The sequence below is a fragment of the Pedobacter heparinus genome, assembly GCF_032678725.1.
Classification (GTDB): domain Bacteria; phylum Bacteroidota; class Bacteroidia; order Sphingobacteriales; family Sphingobacteriaceae; genus Pedobacter; species Pedobacter heparinus_A.
Map to the genome: position 1 here is coordinate 117,077 of NZ_JAVTSC010000010.1, position 19,783 is coordinate 136,859.

At 44.5% G+C, this 19,783-nt stretch carries 16 protein-coding genes; 6 read left to right on the forward strand and 10 right to left on the reverse strand.

Translation table 11 applies throughout. The features are described 5' to 3' along the window. Position 1: 1 nt before the first annotated feature. The 7 genes from dnaG to R2Q85_RS15790 form a co-directional block, all read right to left on the reverse strand. Positions 2-1,987 carry a DNA primase gene (gene dnaG, locus R2Q85_RS15760; protein ID WP_316812762.1) on the reverse strand — a complete coding sequence of 662 codons (1,986 nt, stop codon included), beginning with the start codon at positions 1,985-1,987 and terminating at the stop codon, positions 2-4. Positions 1,988-2,036: 49 nt separating this feature from the next. Further along, on the reverse strand, positions 2,037-2,699 hold the full coding sequence (locus R2Q85_RS15765; RefSeq protein WP_316812763.1) for an SGNH/GDSL hydrolase family protein: 663 nt from the start codon (positions 2,697-2,699) through the stop codon (positions 2,037-2,039). A 41-nt stretch (positions 2,700-2,740) separates the two neighbouring features. Continuing rightward, positions 2,741-3,688: a hypothetical protein gene (locus tag R2Q85_RS15770; protein WP_316812764.1), complete on the reverse strand. Its 948-nt coding sequence runs from the start codon at positions 3,686-3,688 to the stop codon at positions 2,741-2,743. Between the two features lie 10 nt (positions 3,689-3,698). After that, the gene (locus tag R2Q85_RS15775) at positions 3,699-4,886 is read right to left on the reverse strand and encodes a M20 family metallopeptidase (protein WP_316812765.1); all 1,188 of its coding nucleotides are present in this window, start codon (positions 4,884-4,886) and stop codon (positions 3,699-3,701) included. Further along, positions 4,883-5,329 carry an SPOR domain-containing protein gene (locus R2Q85_RS15780; protein ID WP_316812766.1) on the reverse strand — a complete coding sequence of 149 codons (447 nt, stop codon included), beginning with the start codon at positions 5,327-5,329 and terminating at the stop codon, positions 4,883-4,885. The genes R2Q85_RS15775 and R2Q85_RS15780 overlap by 4 nt, the downstream gene beginning before the upstream one ends. A 65-nt stretch (positions 5,330-5,394) precedes the next feature. Beyond that, positions 5,395-8,703, reverse strand: a complete 3,309-nt coding sequence (gene secA, locus R2Q85_RS15785; protein ID WP_316812767.1) for a preprotein translocase subunit SecA — start codon at positions 8,701-8,703, stop codon at positions 5,395-5,397. 129 nt (positions 8,704-8,832) lie between these two features. Beyond that, entirely contained in the window at positions 8,833-9,132 is a 300-nt protein-coding gene (locus tag R2Q85_RS15790) for a hypothetical protein (RefSeq protein ID WP_316812768.1), read from the reverse strand. A gap of 165 nt (positions 9,133-9,297) precedes the next feature. On the opposite strand from R2Q85_RS15790, the gene R2Q85_RS15795 reads away from it, so the two are divergent. The 3 genes from R2Q85_RS15795 to purD all read left to right on the forward strand — a co-directional run bounded on the left by R2Q85_RS15795 (position 9,298) and on the right by purD (position 12,907). After that, positions 9,298-10,194: a LysR family transcriptional regulator gene (locus R2Q85_RS15795; RefSeq protein WP_316812769.1), complete on the forward strand. Its 897-nt coding sequence runs from the start codon at positions 9,298-9,300 to the stop codon at positions 10,192-10,194. Positions 10,195-10,262: 68 nt separating this feature from the next. Continuing rightward, entirely contained in the window at positions 10,263-11,204 is a 942-nt protein-coding gene (locus tag R2Q85_RS15800) for a YeiH family protein (protein ID WP_316812770.1), read from the forward strand. A gap of 428 nt (positions 11,205-11,632) precedes the next feature. After that, on the forward strand, positions 11,633-12,907 hold the full coding sequence (gene purD / locus R2Q85_RS15805; protein ID WP_316812771.1) for a phosphoribosylamine--glycine ligase: 1,275 nt from the start codon (positions 11,633-11,635) through the stop codon (positions 12,905-12,907). Positions 12,908-12,983: 76 nt separating this feature from the next. Here purD and R2Q85_RS15810 read toward each other — a convergent pair whose 3' ends face one another. The 3 genes from R2Q85_RS15810 to R2Q85_RS15820 all read right to left on the reverse strand — a co-directional run bounded on the left by R2Q85_RS15810 (position 12,984) and on the right by R2Q85_RS15820 (position 16,115). Then, positions 12,984-13,478 carry a DinB family protein gene (locus tag R2Q85_RS15810; protein WP_316812772.1) on the reverse strand — a complete coding sequence of 165 codons (495 nt, stop codon included), beginning with the start codon at positions 13,476-13,478 and terminating at the stop codon, positions 12,984-12,986. Positions 13,479-13,689: 211 nt separating this feature from the next. After that, on the reverse strand, positions 13,690-14,838 hold the full coding sequence (locus R2Q85_RS15815; protein ID WP_316812773.1) for a TlpA disulfide reductase family protein: 1,149 nt from the start codon (positions 14,836-14,838) through the stop codon (positions 13,690-13,692). Positions 14,839-14,933: 95 nt separating this feature from the next. Next, positions 14,934-16,115 carry a formimidoylglutamase gene (locus tag R2Q85_RS15820; protein WP_316812774.1) on the reverse strand — a complete coding sequence of 394 codons (1,182 nt, stop codon included), beginning with the start codon at positions 16,113-16,115 and terminating at the stop codon, positions 14,934-14,936. 121 nt (positions 16,116-16,236) lie between these two features. On the opposite strand from R2Q85_RS15820, the gene R2Q85_RS15825 reads away from it, so the two are divergent. The 3 genes from R2Q85_RS15825 (at position 16,237) to R2Q85_RS15835 (ending at position 19,726) form a co-directional block, all read left to right on the forward strand. Continuing rightward, positions 16,237-17,226 (forward strand): NAD-dependent epimerase/dehydratase family protein, encoded by a 990-nt coding sequence (locus R2Q85_RS15825; protein ID WP_316812775.1) that lies wholly within the window; start codon positions 16,237-16,239, stop codon positions 17,224-17,226. A 68-nt stretch (positions 17,227-17,294) separates the two neighbouring features. After that, a complete protein-coding gene (locus tag R2Q85_RS15830; protein ID WP_316812776.1) occupies positions 17,295-18,593 on the forward strand; it encodes an HAD-IB family phosphatase in 1,299 nt (432 codons plus the stop codon). A 68-nt stretch (positions 18,594-18,661) separates the two neighbouring features. After that, on the forward strand, positions 18,662-19,726 hold the full coding sequence (locus tag R2Q85_RS15835) for a branched-chain amino acid aminotransferase (RefSeq protein WP_316812777.1): 1,065 nt from the start codon (positions 18,662-18,664) through the stop codon (positions 19,724-19,726). The last annotated feature ends 57 nt before the right edge of the window (positions 19,727-19,783 follow it).

Genomic DNA, 19,783 nt, shown 5'->3' on the forward strand with positions numbered 1-19,783 from the left:
TCTATTTTAAAATTGTTATGCCCAGGTGTCTGGATATTTCCTTTTCCACCCCTTTCATCATTACAAAGCGCTGCATCAGGATCTCCAGGTTCACCGGATCTCCTTCCGTTTTGATCTCGCTGGCAATACTGGACAGTATCCCCGCGATCTTCGTTTTCTTTAAATGGAACAGTCCGCCCAAAATGGTCGCCTTCAGGTTCACCGTCTCATCCCTTACATAAATATTGTGCTTGTTTTCCCAGTTTTCACTCAAAATATAAGGCGATGTAGACAACGTAATCGCCAGTTCGGAAATCTTACGGTCAGGGCTTTTGATAAACTGACTGGCCACCGGCAAATGCCCGTTCTCAATTTCTTCCCTGTAATTTTCTATAATGCTGCTGCACAGCTCATCTTCAAATACCACATCTGTCAGGTTCTGGATGATAAATGAACCGATGTACATGTTATCTATACCATCCCAGTTCACCAGCTCATGTCCAAATGCCAGCAATAAGCGCACGATTTCCTGCTCTTGTATTAAATCACTGTTGCCCGTACTTTCCGGCCCCGGCTCTTCATAGGGGCCCGGATTCTCAAACAGGTTATCCGGAGGACCATCTGCATCAAATGGCCGGGCCTGCTGGTGCTGCTGAAAAGAAGCGGACTGTGGGCTTGGATTGGCACCAGCAGCTTTTTTAAGCTTCGCGGCACGCATTTTATGGAGTTCAGAAAGTAAAATCCTTTCTTCAACCTGCAACAGGTTGCTGCATTCCCTGATAAATACCGCGGCTTTGATGTCATCCGGGATCTTCGCAATACTTTCTATAATGTCCCTGATGATACCAGCCCTTTTTATCGGGTCAGTACCAGCCTCCTGCAGTAAAATAGTGGCTTTATATAAAATGAAATCCCTTCGGTTTTCCTCTATGTATTTCCTGAACCCGCCCGAACCGACATGGTGCATATAGGAATCCGGATCATGGCCGTCCGGGAACAGTACCACCTTCACATTCAGCCCTTCTTCCAGGATCATGTCCAGTCCACGCAGCGAAGCTTTAATCCCCGCAGCATCTCCATCATAAAGAATGGTCACATGCTGCGTAAACCTTCCGATCAGCCGGATCTGCTCTGTGGTTAATGAAGTACCTGAAGAAGCCACTACATTCTCAATCCCCGCCTGGTGTACGGCCAGCACATCTGCATAACCCTCTACCAGGTAACAATTATCCAAATCCCTGATGGCTTTCTTGGCATGGTATAAGCCATACAGCACATTGGATTTATGGTAAATGTCACTCTCCGGTGAGTTTACATATTTAGGGACATTTTTATCTGTTTTAAGTGTTCTTCCCCCAAAACCAATTACCCTTCCGGTAAAGTTATGGATCGGGAACATTACCCGGCCCCTGAAACGGTCATACAGCTTGCCTTTATCATTCCTGATGGCCAGACCGGTCTTTTCCAGGTATTCTTCCTTATGCCCGGCGCCAACCGCATGCTGGATCAGGGCATCCCATACATCAGGTGAATAGCCCAGCTGGAACTTCTTTAAAATATCCTCCCTGAAACCCCGTTCCTTAAAATAGCTCAAGCCTATGGCCCTGCCGTCATTACCGGTCCAAAGTTCATTGGCAAAATAATCCGCCGCATATTCTGATACAATGTACAAGCTTTCACGGGCATTCTGGGCCTCCATGTTCTGGGGCGACTGTACCGTTTCCTCGACTTCAATATTGTACTTCTGGGCCAGGTATTTCAGCGCCTCCGGATAAGAATACTTTTCGTGATCCATAATAAAATGGACCGCATCCCCGCCCTTGCCACAGCCAAAGCACTTATAAATCCCTTTGGTTACCGAAACATTAAAGGAAGGCGTTTTCTCATTGTGAAAAGGACAGTTACCGATCAAACTGGTACCCCGCTTTTTTAACGCAACAAAATCACCCACCACCTCTTCAATCCGGGCGGTGTCCATTATCTTGTTTATGGTATCCTGATTAATCATTTCTTCTTTTCCCTATCCTGTTTTACCTTGCCTTCAGCATTTCAGATCCTTATTTTACAAATGGCAGCAAAGTGTCTGCCAGTGTACGATTCCCTTTTTCATTTAAATGCACGCCATCCGTTGTTAAAATACCCTTCGCTAAATCGTCAGGATTATTGGCCAGATCATAAGCTATAAACAATTTCCTCAGGTCAGCAAGCGGAAGATTATTTCTTGCCGCCAGGTCTCTTATAGCCCCCGAATACTTATCCAGCTCTGCATCCATTTCATTGGCACCATTCTTTTTTTCTCCTATTACAGCAGGTGTACAAAGCACTATTTTAGCTCCGTTAGCCTGAATTTTATTGATCAGGGCCTGGTAAAACTTAATAAACTTATCGTAATCTGTACCCGTTTTAGACGATAGTTTATGCCAAACATCATTTACACCGATATAAATCACCACCAGGTCTGGCTGCTTCTTCAGCACATCATCCTCCATCCTCAGGTACAGATCATATACTTTATTTCCGCCTATCCCGGCACCGATCACTTCGTATTTACCAGGATCCAGGTCTTTTTTTAACAGATCAACATAACCTCCCGGTTTTATACCGGCCTGGGTAATGGAATCTCCAAAAAAAATAATTCTTTTAGGTTTAATTTTCATGGCAGAGAACAACATTACCATCATCAATACCGGTAACAGCAATAATAATTTAATTCTTTTCATCCTATTCATTGTTTGTGTTTTATGACAACTAAGTTAAAAAATTACTTGCCCTTTTCAAGCTGATAGTCTTTATGCACAATCAGAAAGCTGGCCCGCTCCTCTTTCTTAAACGGATAATCCCAGTTTCCCTGATAACTGATCTTTGTAGGTAGTTTGTCTTCCCCGAAATAGCTGGTTTCAATATTCATCTGCACATTAAAATCAAACAGCATATTGCTGTATTTCATATCCACATAACGACCCAGGATCTCGAAATTACGCTTATCAAAAATGGTGGTCAGCTCTTTGATCATCAGGCCATCTTTGGTGCCGTTACTCAGGTCCTTCTTCACCGTAACTTTAAACCGGTAAACAGGTATGGAATCCAGGTAAGTGCCACTATGGTAAGCATAGTCGTAATACTGGCGCATGTTTGCGGTAAATATCTGGGTCTTACTGCCAATAAAAGGCAAACCCTTAATCGGCCTTCCCGGTGCAAAAATTAAGGTTTTTAGTTTATCCTTATAGCTCTCGTTGCTATCCCCGGCTTTTCCTGCAGTCATTTCGCCCTCCTTCACAAAGTCCGTCTTATAGGCATTCATAAAGATGTAATCGAACATCTCAATGGTATAAAGCTGATATTTGCCATTCTTCTTATACACCTTTCCGGTATCCTGCCTGGCCAGGAAAACCATTTTGTCCGGCCCTGCATTATGGTGCCTGATCTTCCGGTAAATCCTGCCCTCTACTTTGTTTTTTTTGTTATAGGTATAAATGCGGTTCTCGGCAATAAAGTTATAACGTTTCATATTCCGGAAGGCCTGGTAAAAGCTTTTATCCGTAATAATTGCATTGATAAAGGTTTCCACCCCAAATCTCTGTGCCCTGATGTTTACCGTCGAATCCAGTTGAATGGTCCTGATCGTATCGGGATTAAAACGTTGGATCTCCTGTGTAAAGCCATTCAAAAACAGCAGCAACAGGATCAGCAAGCTTACCGTCTTCCTCATTAAAATTAACTTAATTGCCCAGCTGCTTCAAGGCCACATAAGCCATTAAGCCCGTCGATACCTTCAGGGCATCTTCATCAATATCAAAATTAGGTGTATGCACCGAGTAACAGGTGTCTTTTTCTTTACTGCCCGTACCCAAACGATAAAAGCAGGCATCTGTAACCTGCGAATAATAGGCAAAATCCTCGGCTGCCATCCAGATGTCCAGGTCAAGTACATTTTCCCTGCCCAGGTAATCTTCTGCAAAAGCACGCGTATTTGCCGTTAGCTTTTCTTCATTGATCAGGTAAGGATAACCATCCATAATGGTAAACTCACAGCTTCCACCCATGCTTTCCGCAATACCTTCGGCCATCTTTTTCATCAGGCGCTTGGCTTCCTTACGCCAGTCCTCGTTCAATGTCCTGAAGGTACCTTCCAGCTTCACCTCATTTGGAATGATGTTCGTAGCCCCATTGGCAATAACCTTTCCAAAGGAAAGTACCGAAGGCAAACGCGGATCTGCATTCCTGCTTACAATCTGCTGCAAAGCCACAATGATGTGTGAAGTGATCAGTACAGGATCGATATTCTGATGCGGCTGCGCACCATGCCCGCCCTTACCACGCACCGTTACATAAAGTTCATCTGTAGAAGCCATATAAATGCCCGAACGGAAGCCCACCTTGCCTGCATCAATCAGGGGCATCACATGCTGCCCGATAATATGCTGTGGCTTTGGATTTTCCAGCACACCCTCCCTGATCATAATGCTTGCCCCGCCTGGCAAAATTTCCTCAGCAGGCTGGAATATCAGTTTTACCGTACCCCCAAACTCTGCTTTTAAATGATTTAAAATATAAGCCGTACCCAGCAAAGAAGAACTGTGCACATCATGTCCGCAGGCGTGCATCACACCCGGATTTTTTGAAGTATAAGGCTTCACATTGGCTTCCATAATCGGTAAAGCATCCATATCCGCCCGCAGGGCAATAACCTTATCTGAAGGTTGTCCTCCCTGGATCAGCCCCACCACTCCCGTATCCGCCATCTCGGTAAAAGGGATGCCCCATTCAGTTAAGATGCCTTTTATAAAAGCAGAAGTCTGGTATTCCTTAAAAGAAAGTTCCGGATTGGCGTGTAAATGCTGGCGGTAGCCAACAATCTGCTCAAATATATTACCGGAAAGTGCCTGGATCTTGTCTTTGGTTATCATTGCTGTGGTTCTAAATTAGGTGCATTAATCTTTTCCCTGAAAATAAATAAAGTAGGGAAAATTGGTTTGAGCTCATTCAGAAACCGCTGGGCTTCCAGCCGCGTTCTGAAATCGCCAACCCGTAAATAATAATTTGGTTGCTTATAAGTAATGTAGGTATTGTATTCCGGGAAGCTGGAATTAAACTTGCTCTGTTCATTAAAAACCTCCCGCCTGTCCGATCCGTAAAAAACCTGTACCCGGTAGCCCATTTGTGATACAATGGCTGTACCCGGTTTTCCTGTACTTACCGCAGGGCTAACCGCAGCTTTTGTACTCAGTTCAATACGTTTGGCAATTAAACTGTCTATCATAGGGTCTTTTATTACTGATACCATCCCCTTTTTCTGGGCAAATGCAACAGCAGAACAACAACACCATACAACAGTTAATAACTTCTTCATGAAAGGGTAAAAAAAAGAATGCCGAATTTTTTACAAAACTCGGCATTCTATATGTTTATTACAAATTACAATCCTGCGCCATGACAATTTTTAAATTTCTTGCCGCTGCCGCATGGACAAGGCTCATTTCTGCCTACATTTACCTCTTTACGGATGGGTTGCTGAGGTGCAAGTTCACGTGTATCCTCCATCACATCCGCACTGCTGCTTTGTTGACCGAACTCCGGTTTAGACATTTTTAACCGGCTCGGTGCTGGTCTGGGTGCCTGAGCTTCCCTTACATCGTTAGGGTCCGTTTGTACCGGAATCCCACCTTTATATAAGAAACTGACCACCTCTTTGTTTACCGCATTGAGCATGTTCTTAAACAGGTTAAAGGCTTCCATTTTATAAATGATCAGCGGATCTTTCTGCTCATAAACCGCATTCTGTACCGATTGCTTCAACTCGTCCATCTCCCGCAAATGCTCTTTCCAGGATTCATCGATCAGGGCCAGCACTATTGTTTTCTCAAATGATTTATTGATCTCACGGCCACCATTGTCTATCGCTTTTTTCAAGCCGACAGGCACCTGGATGCTACGCAGGCCATCTGTAAACGGCACCACAATCTGTTCAATCTGCGCACCACGCTCTGCATATACCTGGTTCAGTACCGGCATTGCCTGTGCCACAATGGCATCCGATTTCCTGGCATAAAATGCCGTCACTTCTTCAAACAGTTTATCGGTTAAATGATGAATGCCCTTCGAAGTAAATTCCGCTTCATCAATTGCCGTATCAGCCGAGAAATTCTTGATCACTTCCAGCTTAAAGCCTTCGTAATTGCCTTCTTCCTTGTATTCTGTAACAATATCTTCGGCAACATCAAACACCATATTGCTCATGTCCACATCCAGACGGTCGCCAAACAAGGCGTTTCTCCGTTTGGCATAGATCACAGAACGCTGGGAGTTCATCACATCATCGTATTCCAGCAAACGCTTACGGATACCAAAGTTGTTCTCTTCTACTTTTTTCTGGGCACGCTCAATGGATTTGGTGATCATCGAATGCTGGATCACCTCCCCATCCTCGATACCCATTTTCACCATGATGTTAGAGATCCTTTCCGATCCAAACAAACGCATCAGGTTATCCTCCAGCGACACGAAAAACTGAGAAGAACCCGGATCACCCTGACGACCTGCACGACCGCGCAGCTGCCTGTCTACCCGGCGAGACTCATGACGCTCCGTACCTACAATGGCCAGACCTCCGGCTTCTTTCACACCAGGGCCCAATTTAATATCCGTACCACGACCTGCCATATTGGTGGCAATGGTTACCTGGCCTGCCTGTCCGGCTTCCGCCACAATATCCGCTTCTTTCTGGTGCATCTTCGCATTCAGTACGTTGTGCTTGATCCCGCGCAGTTTCAGCATCCTGCTCAGCAATTCCGAGATCTCTACTGAAGTTGTACCCACCAGTACCGGTCTTCCGGCCTGCGTCAGGGATACGATCTCTTCTGCTACCGCATTGTATTTTTCACGGATGGTCCGGTATACATAATCCTGCTGGTCTTTCCTCGTGATCACCCTGTTGGTCGGAATTTCTACCACATCCAGTTTATAGATGGACCAGAACTCACCCGCTTCAGTAGTCGCGGTACCCGTCATACCACACAGCTTGTGGTACATCCTGAAAAAGTTCTGTAAAGTAACTGTAGCATAAGTCTGCGAAGCATCCTCCACTTTTACATTTTCCTTAGCCTCGATCGCCTGGTGTAAGCCATCCGAATAACGGCGGCCATCCATGATACGGCCCGTCTGCTCATCTACAATCTTGATCTTTCCTTCATCAATGATGTACTCCACATCAATCTCAAATAAGGTATAAGCTTTCAGCAACTGGTTCACAGAGTGGATGCGTTCCGCTTTGATCGAATAGTCACGCATCAGTGCATCTTTCTGCGCAATCTTTTCTTCACTGCTCAAGGCTGATTTTTCAATATCAGCAATCTCAGTACCCACATCAGGCAACACAAAGAAATGCGGATCTTCACCCGATTTGGTGATCAGCTCAATACCTTTCTCTGTCAGCTCGACCTGGTTATTTTTTTCATCGATATAGAAAAACAACTCTGCATCCACCTTAGGCATATTTTTCGACTGATCTGCCATATAATGGTTTTCCGTTTTCAATAAGGTCTGCTTTACGCTGCCCTCACTTAAAAACTTGATCAGGGCCTTGTTTTTAGGCAAGCCACGGTGTGCACGCAATAAGGCCAAACCGCCTTCGCCTTCTTCTGTTCCTGCCTTACCATCGTTGATCAGTTTTTTGGCTTCATTTAAAGCCCTGCTCACATAGTCTTTCTGCGCGGTCACCAAACGTTCAATCCTTGGTTTCAATTCATGGAATTCATGCTGATCTCCAAAAGGGACCGGCCCTGAAATGATCAATGGGGTACGGGCATCATCAATTAAAACCGAATCGACCTCATCCACCATCGCAAAATGCAATTTGCGCTGTACCAGCTGGTCAGGGGTCTGCGACATGTTGTCACGCAGGTAATCGAAACCAAACTCATTATTGGTACCATAAGTAATATCGGCCAGGTAAGCATCTCTGCGCTCCTGGGAGTTTGGCTCATGTTTATCAATACAATCCACAGAAATGCCATGGAACTCAAATAACGGTCCGTTCCATTCCGAGTCACGTCTGGCCAGGTAGTCGTTCACCGTTACAATGTGCACCCCCTGTCCGGCCAAAGCGTTCAGGTAAGCAGGCAAGGTACTCACCAATGTTTTACCCTCACCTGTAGCCATTTCGGCAATTTTACCGCTGTGTAATACCATACCACCGATCAGCTGTACGTCATAGTGTACCATGTTCCACAACACTTCTACCCCGGCAGCTTCCCAGCGATTGGCCCAGTAAGCCTTGTCACCTTTGATCTCTACATTTTTCTTACGTGCCGCATAATCACGGTCAAAAGCTGTTGCCGTAACTTCCAGGCTTTCGTTTTCAGAAAAACGTCTCGAAGTTTCCTTCACCACGGCAAAAGCCTGTGGCAAAATCTCCTGTAAAACTGCTTCCAGTTCCTTGTCCCGATCTTTGATCAAAGCATCAATCTGATCATATAAAGCTGTTTTTTCCGGCAGGGATAAGCTCTGGCTTTCGCCATCGGCTTTCAGCCCGCTGATCTTAGCGTCAATATCGGCTAACGCTTTAGCGATAACATCTTTAAAATATACTGTTTTATTACGCAGCTCGTCATTGCTCAATGCAGCTAACTTCTCGTATTCCTGGTTTATCTTGACAACTATAGGCTGTAAAGCCTTGATATCTCTTTCTGATTTGCTTCCAAATACCTTGGTTAAAAATCCTAACATATACTATTATTGTGTTTATATTCTTAATAAAAATGATGAAATTACAACAACCAGGCCACATGGCTATATAAGCCACAATGGCAGTTGCGGTTGGTATGCTATACCGGGTCTATTTGTAAGATGGAAGCTTTAAGGGCTGTTGTTCTTTGTCTGCTCCTTTATGGTGAGGTCGACAATCACATAGTTATTGATCCTATGTTTCTCGATACCTTTCTCTGGCAATAAACCTATAGCGGTCAATGCACTGTAAGACAAAAAGAAAGGATGATGCTGGTCATCTGGCTGCATGAGCCGGACAGCGGCAGTTTTCTTATCCAACTGCTGCGTGTTGCAGTACTTCGTCACCTCGCGCAGGCTTTCCATCCGCTCCGCCTTTGCAAGGTGGGTCAGACTAAAAAAAACTAACGATAAGGTAACAATATGTCTCATTTTTGGCTGCAAAAATCTTTTAACATGCAATACTAAAGAGGCCAAAGCTAAATTTAATCTTTTACATAAAGAAATCCAGGGCCGTTAAATTCTGAGAAGAAACCTTACAATTAGCATAAATATTGCAGATATTGCCCTTAAATTGCTGTAAAAACCCAAATACCTATGGCCGACTTTCGCTTAAATGTTTTTTATACGGTAGCCAAAAGACTCAGCTTTACCAAAGCCGCCGAAGAATTATACATCAGCCAGCCCGCTGTTACCAAACACATCCGCGAACTGGAACAGCAATACAACAGCAAACTGTTCGACCGCAATGGAAACAAGATACAGCTTACCCCTGCGGGCCAGGTTTTGTTGAACCATACCGAAGCGCTCCTTAGCACTTACAGGGCCATAGATTTTGACATGAACGCCCTGCTCCAAAAACACAAAGGCTTGCTGCATCTTGGTGCCAGCACCACCATCTCGCAATACCTCATTGCGCCTATTCTTGCAGGTTTCAAAAAGAAATTTAATGAAATCGAATTGAAACTGGTTACCGGGAACACCGAACAGATGGAAAAAGCATTGATAGCTAAAGAAATTGAGCTGGGCATTGTAGAAGGCCGTTCTAAAAACCAGGAGATCAGCTATTCTGATTTTATACAGGATGAGATCGTACTGGTCTGCAATAAAAATCATGCATTAGCCAAAACAGCAGAAATTGATCCGCACACACTCGGCAATCATCAATTCGTGGTACGCGAACAGGGATCGGGCACCAGGCAGGTGATCGACCATGCCTTAAGAACGGTGGACCTTAAAATAGCAGACCTCCCGGTCGAAATTCAACTGGGCAATACAGAAAGCATCAAATCTTACCTGATGCACTCCGCAGCTATCGCCTTTTTATCCATACATTCCATTAACAAAGAGCTGATGAACGGCGAGCTCAGGGTGATCGATGTTAAAGGACTTAGCATAACCAGAAGTTTCTATTTCATTCACCTTCAGGGTCAACCAGACCCGTTATCAGAGAAACTAATGCGCTTTGCCAAACTACATTATAACCTGAAGTAATGACTGATAAACATCCGGAATAAGAATCGGCGGCTCTGACCAGGTAGTTTTGTATTAGAAATACATCAATGATCATGTACAGTCAGCAAACCCATCTTATTGTCCGTAAAGTTATTTTTTTAACCGCCGCTGCCTTTGCCTTAATTTCCGCAGCACCCACTGCCTTATTGATCGGAATTGTCCTGGCTCAATCAATAGCACATCCTTATCCCCAATCCAGCCAAAAGGCTACCCACATCCTGCTTAAGCTATCCGTTATTGGTCTGGGTTTTGGCATGAATGCATTCAGCGCTATCCAGGCCGGCAAAGAAGGCCTGCTATTTACCATCGCTTCAATATTCGGGGTTTTAACCCTGGGTTACTTCATTGGCAGGCGACTCAAAATAGACTTTAAAACCGCCTCACTCATTTCTGCCGGCACTGCCATCTGTGGCGGAAGTGCCATCGCCGCATTGTCTCCCGTTATGAAAGCCAGCGAAAAACAGATTTCCGTTGCCCTGGGCACCGTCTTTATCCTGAACTCCCTTGCTTTATTTCTTTTTCCAGCTATCGGCCACTGGTTCCACCTCACACAGCAGCAATTTGGACTATGGTGCGCCATCGCCATACACGATACCAGCTCTGTGGTGGGTGCAGCCAGTAAATATGGCGATCAGGCACTGCAAATTGCCACAACCGTAAAACTTGCCCGCGCGCTCTGGATCATCCCTGTGTCTATTGCCACAGCTTATTTTTTCAAAACCAGCAAAAACCAATTACAGTTTCCCTATTTCATTATGCTGTTTGTACTGGCGATGCTGGCCAGCACCTATATTCCGTTTATCTCAAAAAACAGCCATCACATGACTACCCTGGCTAAGGGTGGTTTAAGCTTAACCTTATTTCTCATCGGCTCCAGTCTCTCCTTTAAAAGCCTGAAAAGTGTAGGTCCAGGCCCCTTGATCCAGGGAACCGCCCTGTGGATGATCATATCAGTTTTAAGTCTTTATGCCATTGTGACACTGACCTGAGTTGAAGATAGCCATAGTGCACACGAGGTTGATTAGGGGTTGGTAGGGTATTGGATAGGGGTTGGTTAACCCTTGGTATATCCTTTAGCCTTACCAACCCTTACTCAACGCCTGCCTAATACCGGTGCATTCTTCAACTGTCCTATACTGAAATTCGTCCACAATAGATCCCCTGGAAAGAAGATTACCTCCTCTGATGCCCCCCACTTGAAAGAAAAATTACCTTCTCTGAGGCGGCATAGCGTCTTTTTAGTTTTTTCAGCAGAAAAAACTAAAAATATGCAGACGCTGAAGAGAACAGTTATTTTTCACTATTATGCAGCCGCAGAGGAGAATGGTCATTTTTCCTGTGTATAATTTAGCTAAAGCGGTATATTTGCTGACGATGGAGATTCCATCCCACAATCAAAACAAGAAATCAAACATAGATGAACATTTTACTATTAGGTTCCGGTGGCAGAGAAAGTGCTTTTGCCTGGAAGATCAGTCAATCTTCGCAATGCTCGCAACTGTTTATCGCACCGGGTAATGGCGGTACAAATGCTTACGGCAAAAATGTAAACATTAATCCCAATAACTTTGAGGCTGTAAAAGCCCTGGTACTTAAAGAAAATATAACACTGGTTGTTGTTGGCCCTGAAGAACCTCTGGTAAACGGCATACACGATTTTTTTGTCAGCGACGAAGAACTTGCCGGCATACCAGTTATCGGCCCTAAAAAAGAAGGCGCCATCCTGGAAGGCAGCAAAGATTTCTCGAAGCAGTTTATGGCCCGTCATGGCATCCCTACTGCAGGTTCCCGTTCTTTTACCAAAGAAACACTGGAAGAAGGTCTGGCTTATCTGGCATCGCATGCACTTCCTATTGTGTTAAAGGCAGACGGACTTGCAGCAGGTAAAGGCGTGTTGATCTTAGACCAGACCGCCGAAGCACAGGAAGAGCTTAAACTGATGCTGAGCGGCAAATTTGGCGATGCCGGAACAACCGTTGTGGTAGAAGAGTTTTTAAGTGGCATAGAGCTATCCGTATTTGTACTTACTGACGGTGACAACTATGTGATTCTGCCAGAGGCGAAAGATTACAAGCGTATCGGGCAAGGCGATACCGGACTGAACACTGGTGGCATGGGCTCGGTATCTCCTGTTCCTTTTGCCAGCAAAGCATTTTTAGCGGAAGTAGAACGTGACATCATTATCCCAACGATCCAGGGCCTAAAGAAAGACAACATCGATTATACAGGCTTCATCTTTTTCGGACTGATCAAAGTAAATGAAAAACCATTGGTCATCGAATACAACTGCCGCATGGGCGATCCGGAAACGGAGAGCGTGATCCCAAGGGTGGAGAATGACCTGGTAGATCTTTTCATCGCTGCGTCAAAGAAAAAACTGAAAGATTACAAATTAAACATCAGTGATAAAAATGCGGCCACTGTAATGATCGTTGCGGGTGGCTATCCAGGTGACTATGAAAAAGGCAAAACCATTACTGGTATAGAAAATGTACGCCAATCTTTAGTATTCCACGCCGGTACCACGCTGGAAGGCGGGGTAATCAAAACCAACGGTGGCCGTGTACTTGCCGTATCCAGTTTACAGGACAGCCAGTTTGAGGCTTTACAATCGGCAACAGCCGATGCTGCGCGCATCTATTTCGATGGGAAATATTTCAGGGAAGATATCGGTTTCGATCTGATTTCCTAAGTTTCTTCAAAGGAACAGCTGTTCCTATAAAAAAAGGCAAAAGAGGGACCATAGGTATGGTCCCTCTTTTGCCTTTTTATTCATATTTTAAAGCCTCATAACCCAGTAAGCGTCTCCATAAGGCAATCTGACCAATGCAATTTGCTTCCCTGTAGATTAAAAAATTAATGAACTCGTACAGACTGTATTTCATGCCCGGCATCTCCACCATCGTACTCAGCTTTTCTTCTGTTGCATTGACCAGCGCATCCCTCAACAGGGGGCTGATGCTTTTCCAGTCTTTTTTGAAGACTTCCAGCGAAGGGTAATTTACTCCATCCTGAATGCCCTTATGGTCTTTAAACAACTCATCTGCACTTTGCTGCTGTTTAATGTCGAAATCCTTTGCCATTTCATAGCGTTGCTGCACCAGACTTCCGGTAAGCCAGGCCACATGATTGGCCTTTGTATTTAAACGGTTGTGGGCATCTTCATCAGAAATCCCATCCAAAGCCCTGATAAAAAAATCCGTATGCATGTCGTATAAGATCACCAGGGAATGCATCTTGCTGCTAACTGTTTTCGTTTCCATATGCTTTTAATTTAAAGGCAGCCAATCCATTCAGCTGCGCCGGTTTATCCGTAATTAAAGTTAAGCATATATCCACCGGCAAACAGGGTGTCATAACGCCATTTTAAGGGGCCAATCCCGACAAACAAAATTCATTGTCTGGAAGAGGGCATAGCGTTCTTCCCGGTTCTTCACCGGGATTAATGCAGCCCGAAAACAGATCAATAATTTTTCATTTACTCGCTCCTGAGCCCAAAACTTCCGCAAGCTTTTGCTGCAATTCTTCGCCCCGCACGTTTTTAGCAATGATCTTACCAGAAGGGTCGATCAGGTAATTTGCCGGGATACCCCGTATACCGTACATTTTTGAAGCCGCATTTTCCCAGCCTTTCAGGTCCGATACCTGTGTCCAGGTTAAACCGTCTTTCTCGATAGCGGCAAGCCAGTCGGCTTTTTTTCCAGGCTGATCTAAGGAAACACCAAGTACGGTAAAGTTCTTGTCTTTATAAGTCTGATATGCTTTTACCACATTCGGGTTTTCAGCACGGCACGGTCCGCACCAGGACGCCCAGAAATCAAGCAATACATATTTTCCACGAAAATCAGACAATTTAACCGGTTTATCATTGACATCATTCTGCGTAAAATCCAGGGCGAGCTGGCCGATCCCGTTTACTTTACCCGCATTGATTTTCTGGGCAATCGCTTTACCCATCTCTGTAGCTTTTACCGCGGATGAAAAATTATTGAACTGAGCCTCGGTACCTTCAGGATCACGATCGACGTTCATAACACTTCCAAAAACCAGCAGGCTGATGTAAGAATCAGGATTGGCAGTATAGAACTGTTTGCTCAGTGCAGCCATCTCTTCCCTGATTTCCGCATCCCGGCTCATTACCGTTTGCATGTAAGCCTCATCGTTACGCTGCTCAGGAGATTTGCTGTAATATTCCTTCATTAAAGCCATATTTTTCTCATTTACAGCTTTAGTAAGCGATTTGAACTTTGCATTATCCCTATTTACCTTAGATCCTTTGACTAGGGCATATTTTACAGAATCACCTGCCGCCCTCAGGCTCAGCGTTTTACCCGGCTCCAGGAATACGACCAGCAGATCAGGTGCAATACCCGGTTTAACAGGGGCATTGTCATGTTGTATGCTTATCGTAGCCTGAGTAATTTCATCCAGTACAGCGGAAAAGGCGAACTTACCAGCAATAATGTTTGTAGAATCAGTTATTTTTTCACCCCCTGCAGCATAATAAAGGTAAGCTTTTGCTGTACTGTCCAGCTTATTCAGCCTGCCTTTAATGGTAAACTTACGCTGTGCCATAACAGCTACAGGCAACAAACAGCACACGATCAGCATGATCTTCTTCATAATTTCCGTTTTTTTTATAGAATAATTTTTACAAATGGTTATTCCGCTCCAAATGTACCAATTGCCCAAATTATAACGCAGGGAGGAATGTAATATTATAAAAGCTTTTGGAAGGTACGCCACCACAGATCGGGCATTTCACCATTCACAGCTGTGGTATAATCATCGTAACGGCAAGGCACCAGGTGATAGCGTTCATTTTTGGAAATTCCTGTTGGATAAGGCACCTGCATCCACCAGCGGTCTGATTTTTTGCTCTTTACAAAAAGCATTTCTGCAGAGCCATCGCTTAAGCTGGCCCTGTAAATCAGGTATTGCGATTTCGGGCTCAGTGGAAAATCTTTCTTGCGGTTATAATAACCATCCACAAAGTACCATACCATCTGGGCCAGCAACATGGCAGTTTGCCCGTTCTGATCAAATGCAGGATTGAATTCGTAGAAACCTATAGAGCTTAACTTATCACTCATTCCTGCATAACGCGTAATGGCACAGGCCTGCTCACCATAAAAACCGTTCGGGCTGGCATTCGCATTGGCACCGGCATCTGAGGAGCGGATGGCCCCGATATCAAAGCTGATCATGCTCGCGTTGCGGATGATGGGCTCGGTTAAAGTAATGTCATCAGCAAATTCACCCAAACGGTGCGCATCAAAATAGAGTTTGCTCATTACCTTCAGGCTGTCCTGGTTTACAAAATAGGTCTGATAGCCAACATTACTGAAATTGAAGAGGTAATTGGGCTGGTGCAGCAGGATCTTGTTCAGATAGGTATCAGATTTAGCGGCCAGCCCTTCCTCATCTTCCTCATCAAGGTCGAACTTGCTGTCCACTACCACCAGGTCTACCTTTTGCTCCAGGTGTTCATAAGCCAGGTACTGGGCATAGGTAAGGTCTTGTCCGCCACCAATAATTACCGGCAGCATACCAAGTTTGATCAGTTCAGAAACAACAGTTTTAACCGCAACATAGGTGTCTGAAATAGATGCTCCTGCCCTGATGTTACCCAGGTCAACAATCCTGGTATGGAAAGCGCCTTCATTTAAGCTGTAAAACTGGCTTCTGAAATAATCAGGGGCCAGTGCGCAGCCCTCATTGTTTACTGCAGCCCTGTCATCCTGCACGCCAAAAATGGCAATATCGTATTGTTTATCTTCCAGATCAGGGAACTTATCTGTAAAAAACCCTGCCTTTAAACCTAGCTGACTGGTATAAAATCCCTGTTTTGGCGTAAATTTGTCAGCACTGACCGGAGAAAAAAAATCTGATAAAGACATATTGTAATGTAAATGTATGCCATCAAATATCTATTTTTGAGCGCATATTTTAATGAACATCCTAAAAAAAATGAACCGTCCGTGTTTAATTTTTTTAAACATGGTAAGCTCCATCTGAAAAATGGCAACAAAAAAAAAAACAGATGAAATGATATTGGTTACGGGTGCCACTGGTTTTTTAGGCTCAACATTGATAAACCAGCTAACCAGGCAAGGCAGAAAGCTCAGGGCATTGAAACGGGAGGCTTCCGTTGTTCCTGATTTGATCAAAGATAATGCCCTTGTGGAATGGGTTATTGCCGATATCAACAACATTTCTGCGCTGGAAGATGCCTTTGAAGGAATTGAACAGGTGTACCATTGCGCAGCCCTGGTTTCTTTCAACCCTAAAGACAAGCAAAAACTTCTACGCATCAACATCGAGGGCACCAGCAACATCGTAAACCTTTGTGCCGCATTTGGCACAAGATTGCTGCACGTAAGTTCGGTGGCAGCCCTGGGCAATGCCAAAAAAGGCGCCCTGATTACGGAGAAGGATTTTTGGGAATATGATGCGAAAGCGCATGCTTATGCCATTTCTAAATATGAAGGAGAAATGGAAGTATGGCGGGGCATTGCAGAAGGCCTGGATGCGGTAATCGTAAATCCCTCGGTCATCATAGGTGCAGCTGCAGGCTTTGAAGGCAGCGGGGCGATTTTCAAACTGGTTAAAGAGGGCTTATCGTTTTACACCAGGGGCGCTACCGGCCTGGTGGATGTCGAAGATGTAGCGAAAAGTATGATCGCTTTAATGAACAGTACCGAAACAGCCGAGCGTTTTATCCTATCCTCAGAAAATTACCATTACCAGCAGTTTTTTGCCGAAATAGCCAAAGGTTATGGGATAAAGGCACCCGCAAAAGAGGCCAAACCCTGGATGCTGGGTATTGCCTGGAGGGCCGCCAAACTGGCTTCCATATTTACCGGGAAACCGGCTTCATTAACCAGTGACGCTGCCAGAAGCAGTTTAAACGAGAGTTTGTACAGCAATGAAAAGATAAAAAAGGCAATAGACATCAGCTTTAAACCCCTGAAACAAAGTATTGAAGAAATCTGCAAACGGCAATATTGAATTTTATATCTTTGACCCAATTATTGACAACCTGAACACCACCTAAAAATACCATTACTCCTACAAGGATGAAGCAAAAGAACTTTTACATCATTGATTTTGACAGCACCTTTACACAAGTTGAAGCTTTAGATGAGCTGGCCCGTATTTCCCTGAAAAAACACCCTGAGAAAGAGGCTATTTTCCAGAAAATTGAAGATTATACCAACCTTGCTATGGAAGGTAAGCTTTCTTTTGGTGAAAGTCTGGCCCAAAGGGTAAAATTGCTGGAAGCCAGTGAAGACCATTTGAAGCAGCTGATAAAGGTTTTAAAGAAAAAAGTATCGGCTTCATTTTCACGTAACGCGGCATTTTTTAAGAAGCATGCCGACGAGGTTTTGATTGTTTCGGGAGGATTTAAGGAATTTATCACCCCGGTGGTGAGCCAGTACCACATCAAAAAAGAGAACATTTATGCCAATACCTTTGTCACTACGGGAGATGGCAAAATTATAGATTATGACCATTCCAATCCGCTGAGTGAAGAAGGTGGAAAAGTAAAACTGATGCAGCAGATGAATCTTGAAGGAGACCTTTATGGTATTGGTGATGGTTATTCTGATTTTCAGCTGCGGGAAAGTGGCCTGATCAAGAAGTTTTACGCCTTTACAGAAAACATTTCGAGAGAAAGCATCGTACTCAAGGCCGATCACGTTACCCCAAGTTTTGACGAGTTTTTATATGTAAACAACCTGCCAAGGGCGATATCCTATCCAAAAAACAGGATCCTGTGCCTGGTTATTGGTGAGGTGGATGCGCAGAGTATCGAACTGCTTAAAAAAGACGGTTTTTCTATCCGCCACAAAACTACTTTTGAAGAGAAATATGTTGCTGATGTGCACATGATGCTGCTGGCCGATGGAGAAAAGCTGGAGCTGGAAAAACTAAAAAGGGCAGTAAAGCTAAAAACGCTGGGTTACCTGGGCAATGCAAAAGGAAAAGTGGACATCAATACCTGTACTGAACAGGGCATAGTGGTGTTTGACGATGTAAAGCACAACCCCAGAAACCTGAATTTTATCCCCAAAAGGATGATCGATTTCATGAATACCGGCACCACTTACCTGAGCAGCAATTTCCCGAATCTGCAACTGCCAAGGATCGACAAATCGCACCGCCTGATACACATTCACAAAAATGTGCCGGGCATTATGGCTAAGGTAAATACCATTTTCGCCAAGCATGACATCAATATTGTAGGCCAGTTTTTGATGACCAATCCTAGCATTGGCTACGTAATTACCGACATCAACGCACAATACGACAAGCAGCTGTTCAAGTCTTTGAAAAAAATTGAACACACGATAAAATTCAGGGTATTGTATTAATATTTGCCCTCATCTTACCTACAACATAGATATTTATCGTAAATTTGCTGCAGGTAATTATTACTACAATGAATGATACACTTGATATGACGATCACTAAGGCCGAACAGAGCAGGCTTACGGTAACTGATTTTTCTCAGTTGCCATTTGGGAAGGTATTTTCTGACCATATGTTTATTGCGGAATATGATAATGGAACATGGGGTAACCTGCAGGTCATTCCTTACGGACCTATTCCAATGAGCCCGGCAATTTCTGCACTGCATTACGGACAGGCAATTTTTGAGGGGATGAAAGCCTATCGTCAGGCAAATGGAAAAATCAGTGTTTTCAGACCAGAAAAAAACTTTGAACGTTTCAATAAATCCGCTGTGCGGATGTCTATGCCAGAGATCTCTAAAGAGATCTTTATGCAGGGGATTGCGGCGCTGATTGAAATTGATGAAAAATGGATACCTGCACAGGATGGTTACTCTTTATATATCCGCCCGGTAATGTTCGCTACCGATCCGTATCTGGGCGTTAGGCCATCAGACAAATATATTTTTGCGTTATTAACTACGCCCACAGGCCCTTATTACAGCGGCGCTTTAAAAGTAAAGATCGAGACTGAATATACCCGTGCAGATGATGGTGGTGTTGGCTATGCCAAAACCGCCGGAAACTATGCCCGTTCCTTATACCCTTTTGCAGAAGCGCAGAAAGAAGGGTTTGACCAGCTGATCTGGACAGATTCGGCTACTCACGAGTTCATTGAAGAAGCGGGAACAGCAAACCTGATCTTTGTGATCAATGGTAAACTGGTTACCCCATCTGTAAGAAGTACGGTTTTGGACGGTGTAACCCGTGACACCATTATCCAGCTGGCTAAAAAAGCCGGGATTGAGGTAGAAGAAAGACGCATCAGCGTAAAGGAAATCATTGAAGGTATTGAAAATGGAAGCCTTACTGATGCTTTTGCAGCGGGTACCGCAGCAACAGTTACCCCGATTGGAGAAATTGGTTATCAGGGTAAAACTTACCAGCTGAGTGATCCCGCAACCCGCAGTATTTCTGCGGGCATCGCCAAAACCCTGAACGATATCCGTTACGGTCTTGCTCCGGACGAATTCGGCTGGAACTGGATCGTTTAATGTATACAGAAAAGCCAGGAAATTTATAGCAAAGGGCACCCTCATCGGGTGCCCTTT

Coding starts and splice junctions, on each gene's coding strand:
- R2Q85_RS15825 (WP_316812775.1), top strand. CDS start 16,237: ATGGCAACAAAAAAAAAAACAGATGAAATGATATTGGTTACGGGTGCC.
- R2Q85_RS15780 (WP_316812766.1), bottom strand. CDS start 5,329: ATGAAGAAGTTATTAACTGTTGTATGGTGTTGTTGTTCTGCTGTTGCA.
- R2Q85_RS15765 (WP_316812763.1), bottom strand. CDS start 2,699: ATGAAAAGAATTAAATTATTATTGCTGTTACCGGTATTGATGATGGTA.
- purD (WP_316812771.1), top strand. CDS start 11,633: ATGAACATTTTACTATTAGGTTCCGGTGGCAGAGAAAGTGCTTTTGCC.
- R2Q85_RS15815 (WP_316812773.1), bottom strand. CDS start 14,838: ATGAAGAAGATCATGCTGATCGTGTGCTGTTTGTTGCCTGTAGCTGTT.
- R2Q85_RS15770 (WP_316812764.1), bottom strand. CDS start 3,688: ATGAGGAAGACGGTAAGCTTGCTGATCCTGTTGCTGCTGTTTTTGAAT.
- R2Q85_RS15820 (WP_316812774.1), bottom strand. CDS start 16,115: ATGTCTTTATCAGATTTTTTTTCTCCGGTCAGTGCTGACAAATTTACG.
- dnaG (WP_316812762.1), bottom strand. CDS start 1,987: ATGATTAATCAGGATACCATAAACAAGATAATGGACACCGCCCGGATT.
- R2Q85_RS15795 (WP_316812769.1), top strand. CDS start 9,298: ATGGCCGACTTTCGCTTAAATGTTTTTTATACGGTAGCCAAAAGACTC.
- R2Q85_RS15830 (WP_316812776.1), top strand. CDS start 17,295: ATGAAGCAAAAGAACTTTTACATCATTGATTTTGACAGCACCTTTACA.
- secA (WP_316812767.1), bottom strand. CDS start 8,703: ATGTTAGGATTTTTAACCAAGGTATTTGGAAGCAAATCAGAAAGAGAT.
- R2Q85_RS15800 (WP_316812770.1), top strand. CDS start 10,263: ATGATCATGTACAGTCAGCAAACCCATCTTATTGTCCGTAAAGTTATT.
- R2Q85_RS15810 (WP_316812772.1), bottom strand. CDS start 13,478: ATGGAAACGAAAACAGTTAGCAGCAAGATGCATTCCCTGGTGATCTTA.
- R2Q85_RS15775 (WP_316812765.1), bottom strand. CDS start 4,886: ATGATAACCAAAGACAAGATCCAGGCACTTTCCGGTAATATATTTGAG.
- R2Q85_RS15835 (WP_316812777.1), top strand. CDS start 18,662: ATGAATGATACACTTGATATGACGATCACTAAGGCCGAACAGAGCAGG.
- R2Q85_RS15790 (WP_316812768.1), bottom strand. CDS start 9,132: ATGAGACATATTGTTACCTTATCGTTAGTTTTTTTTAGTCTGACCCAC.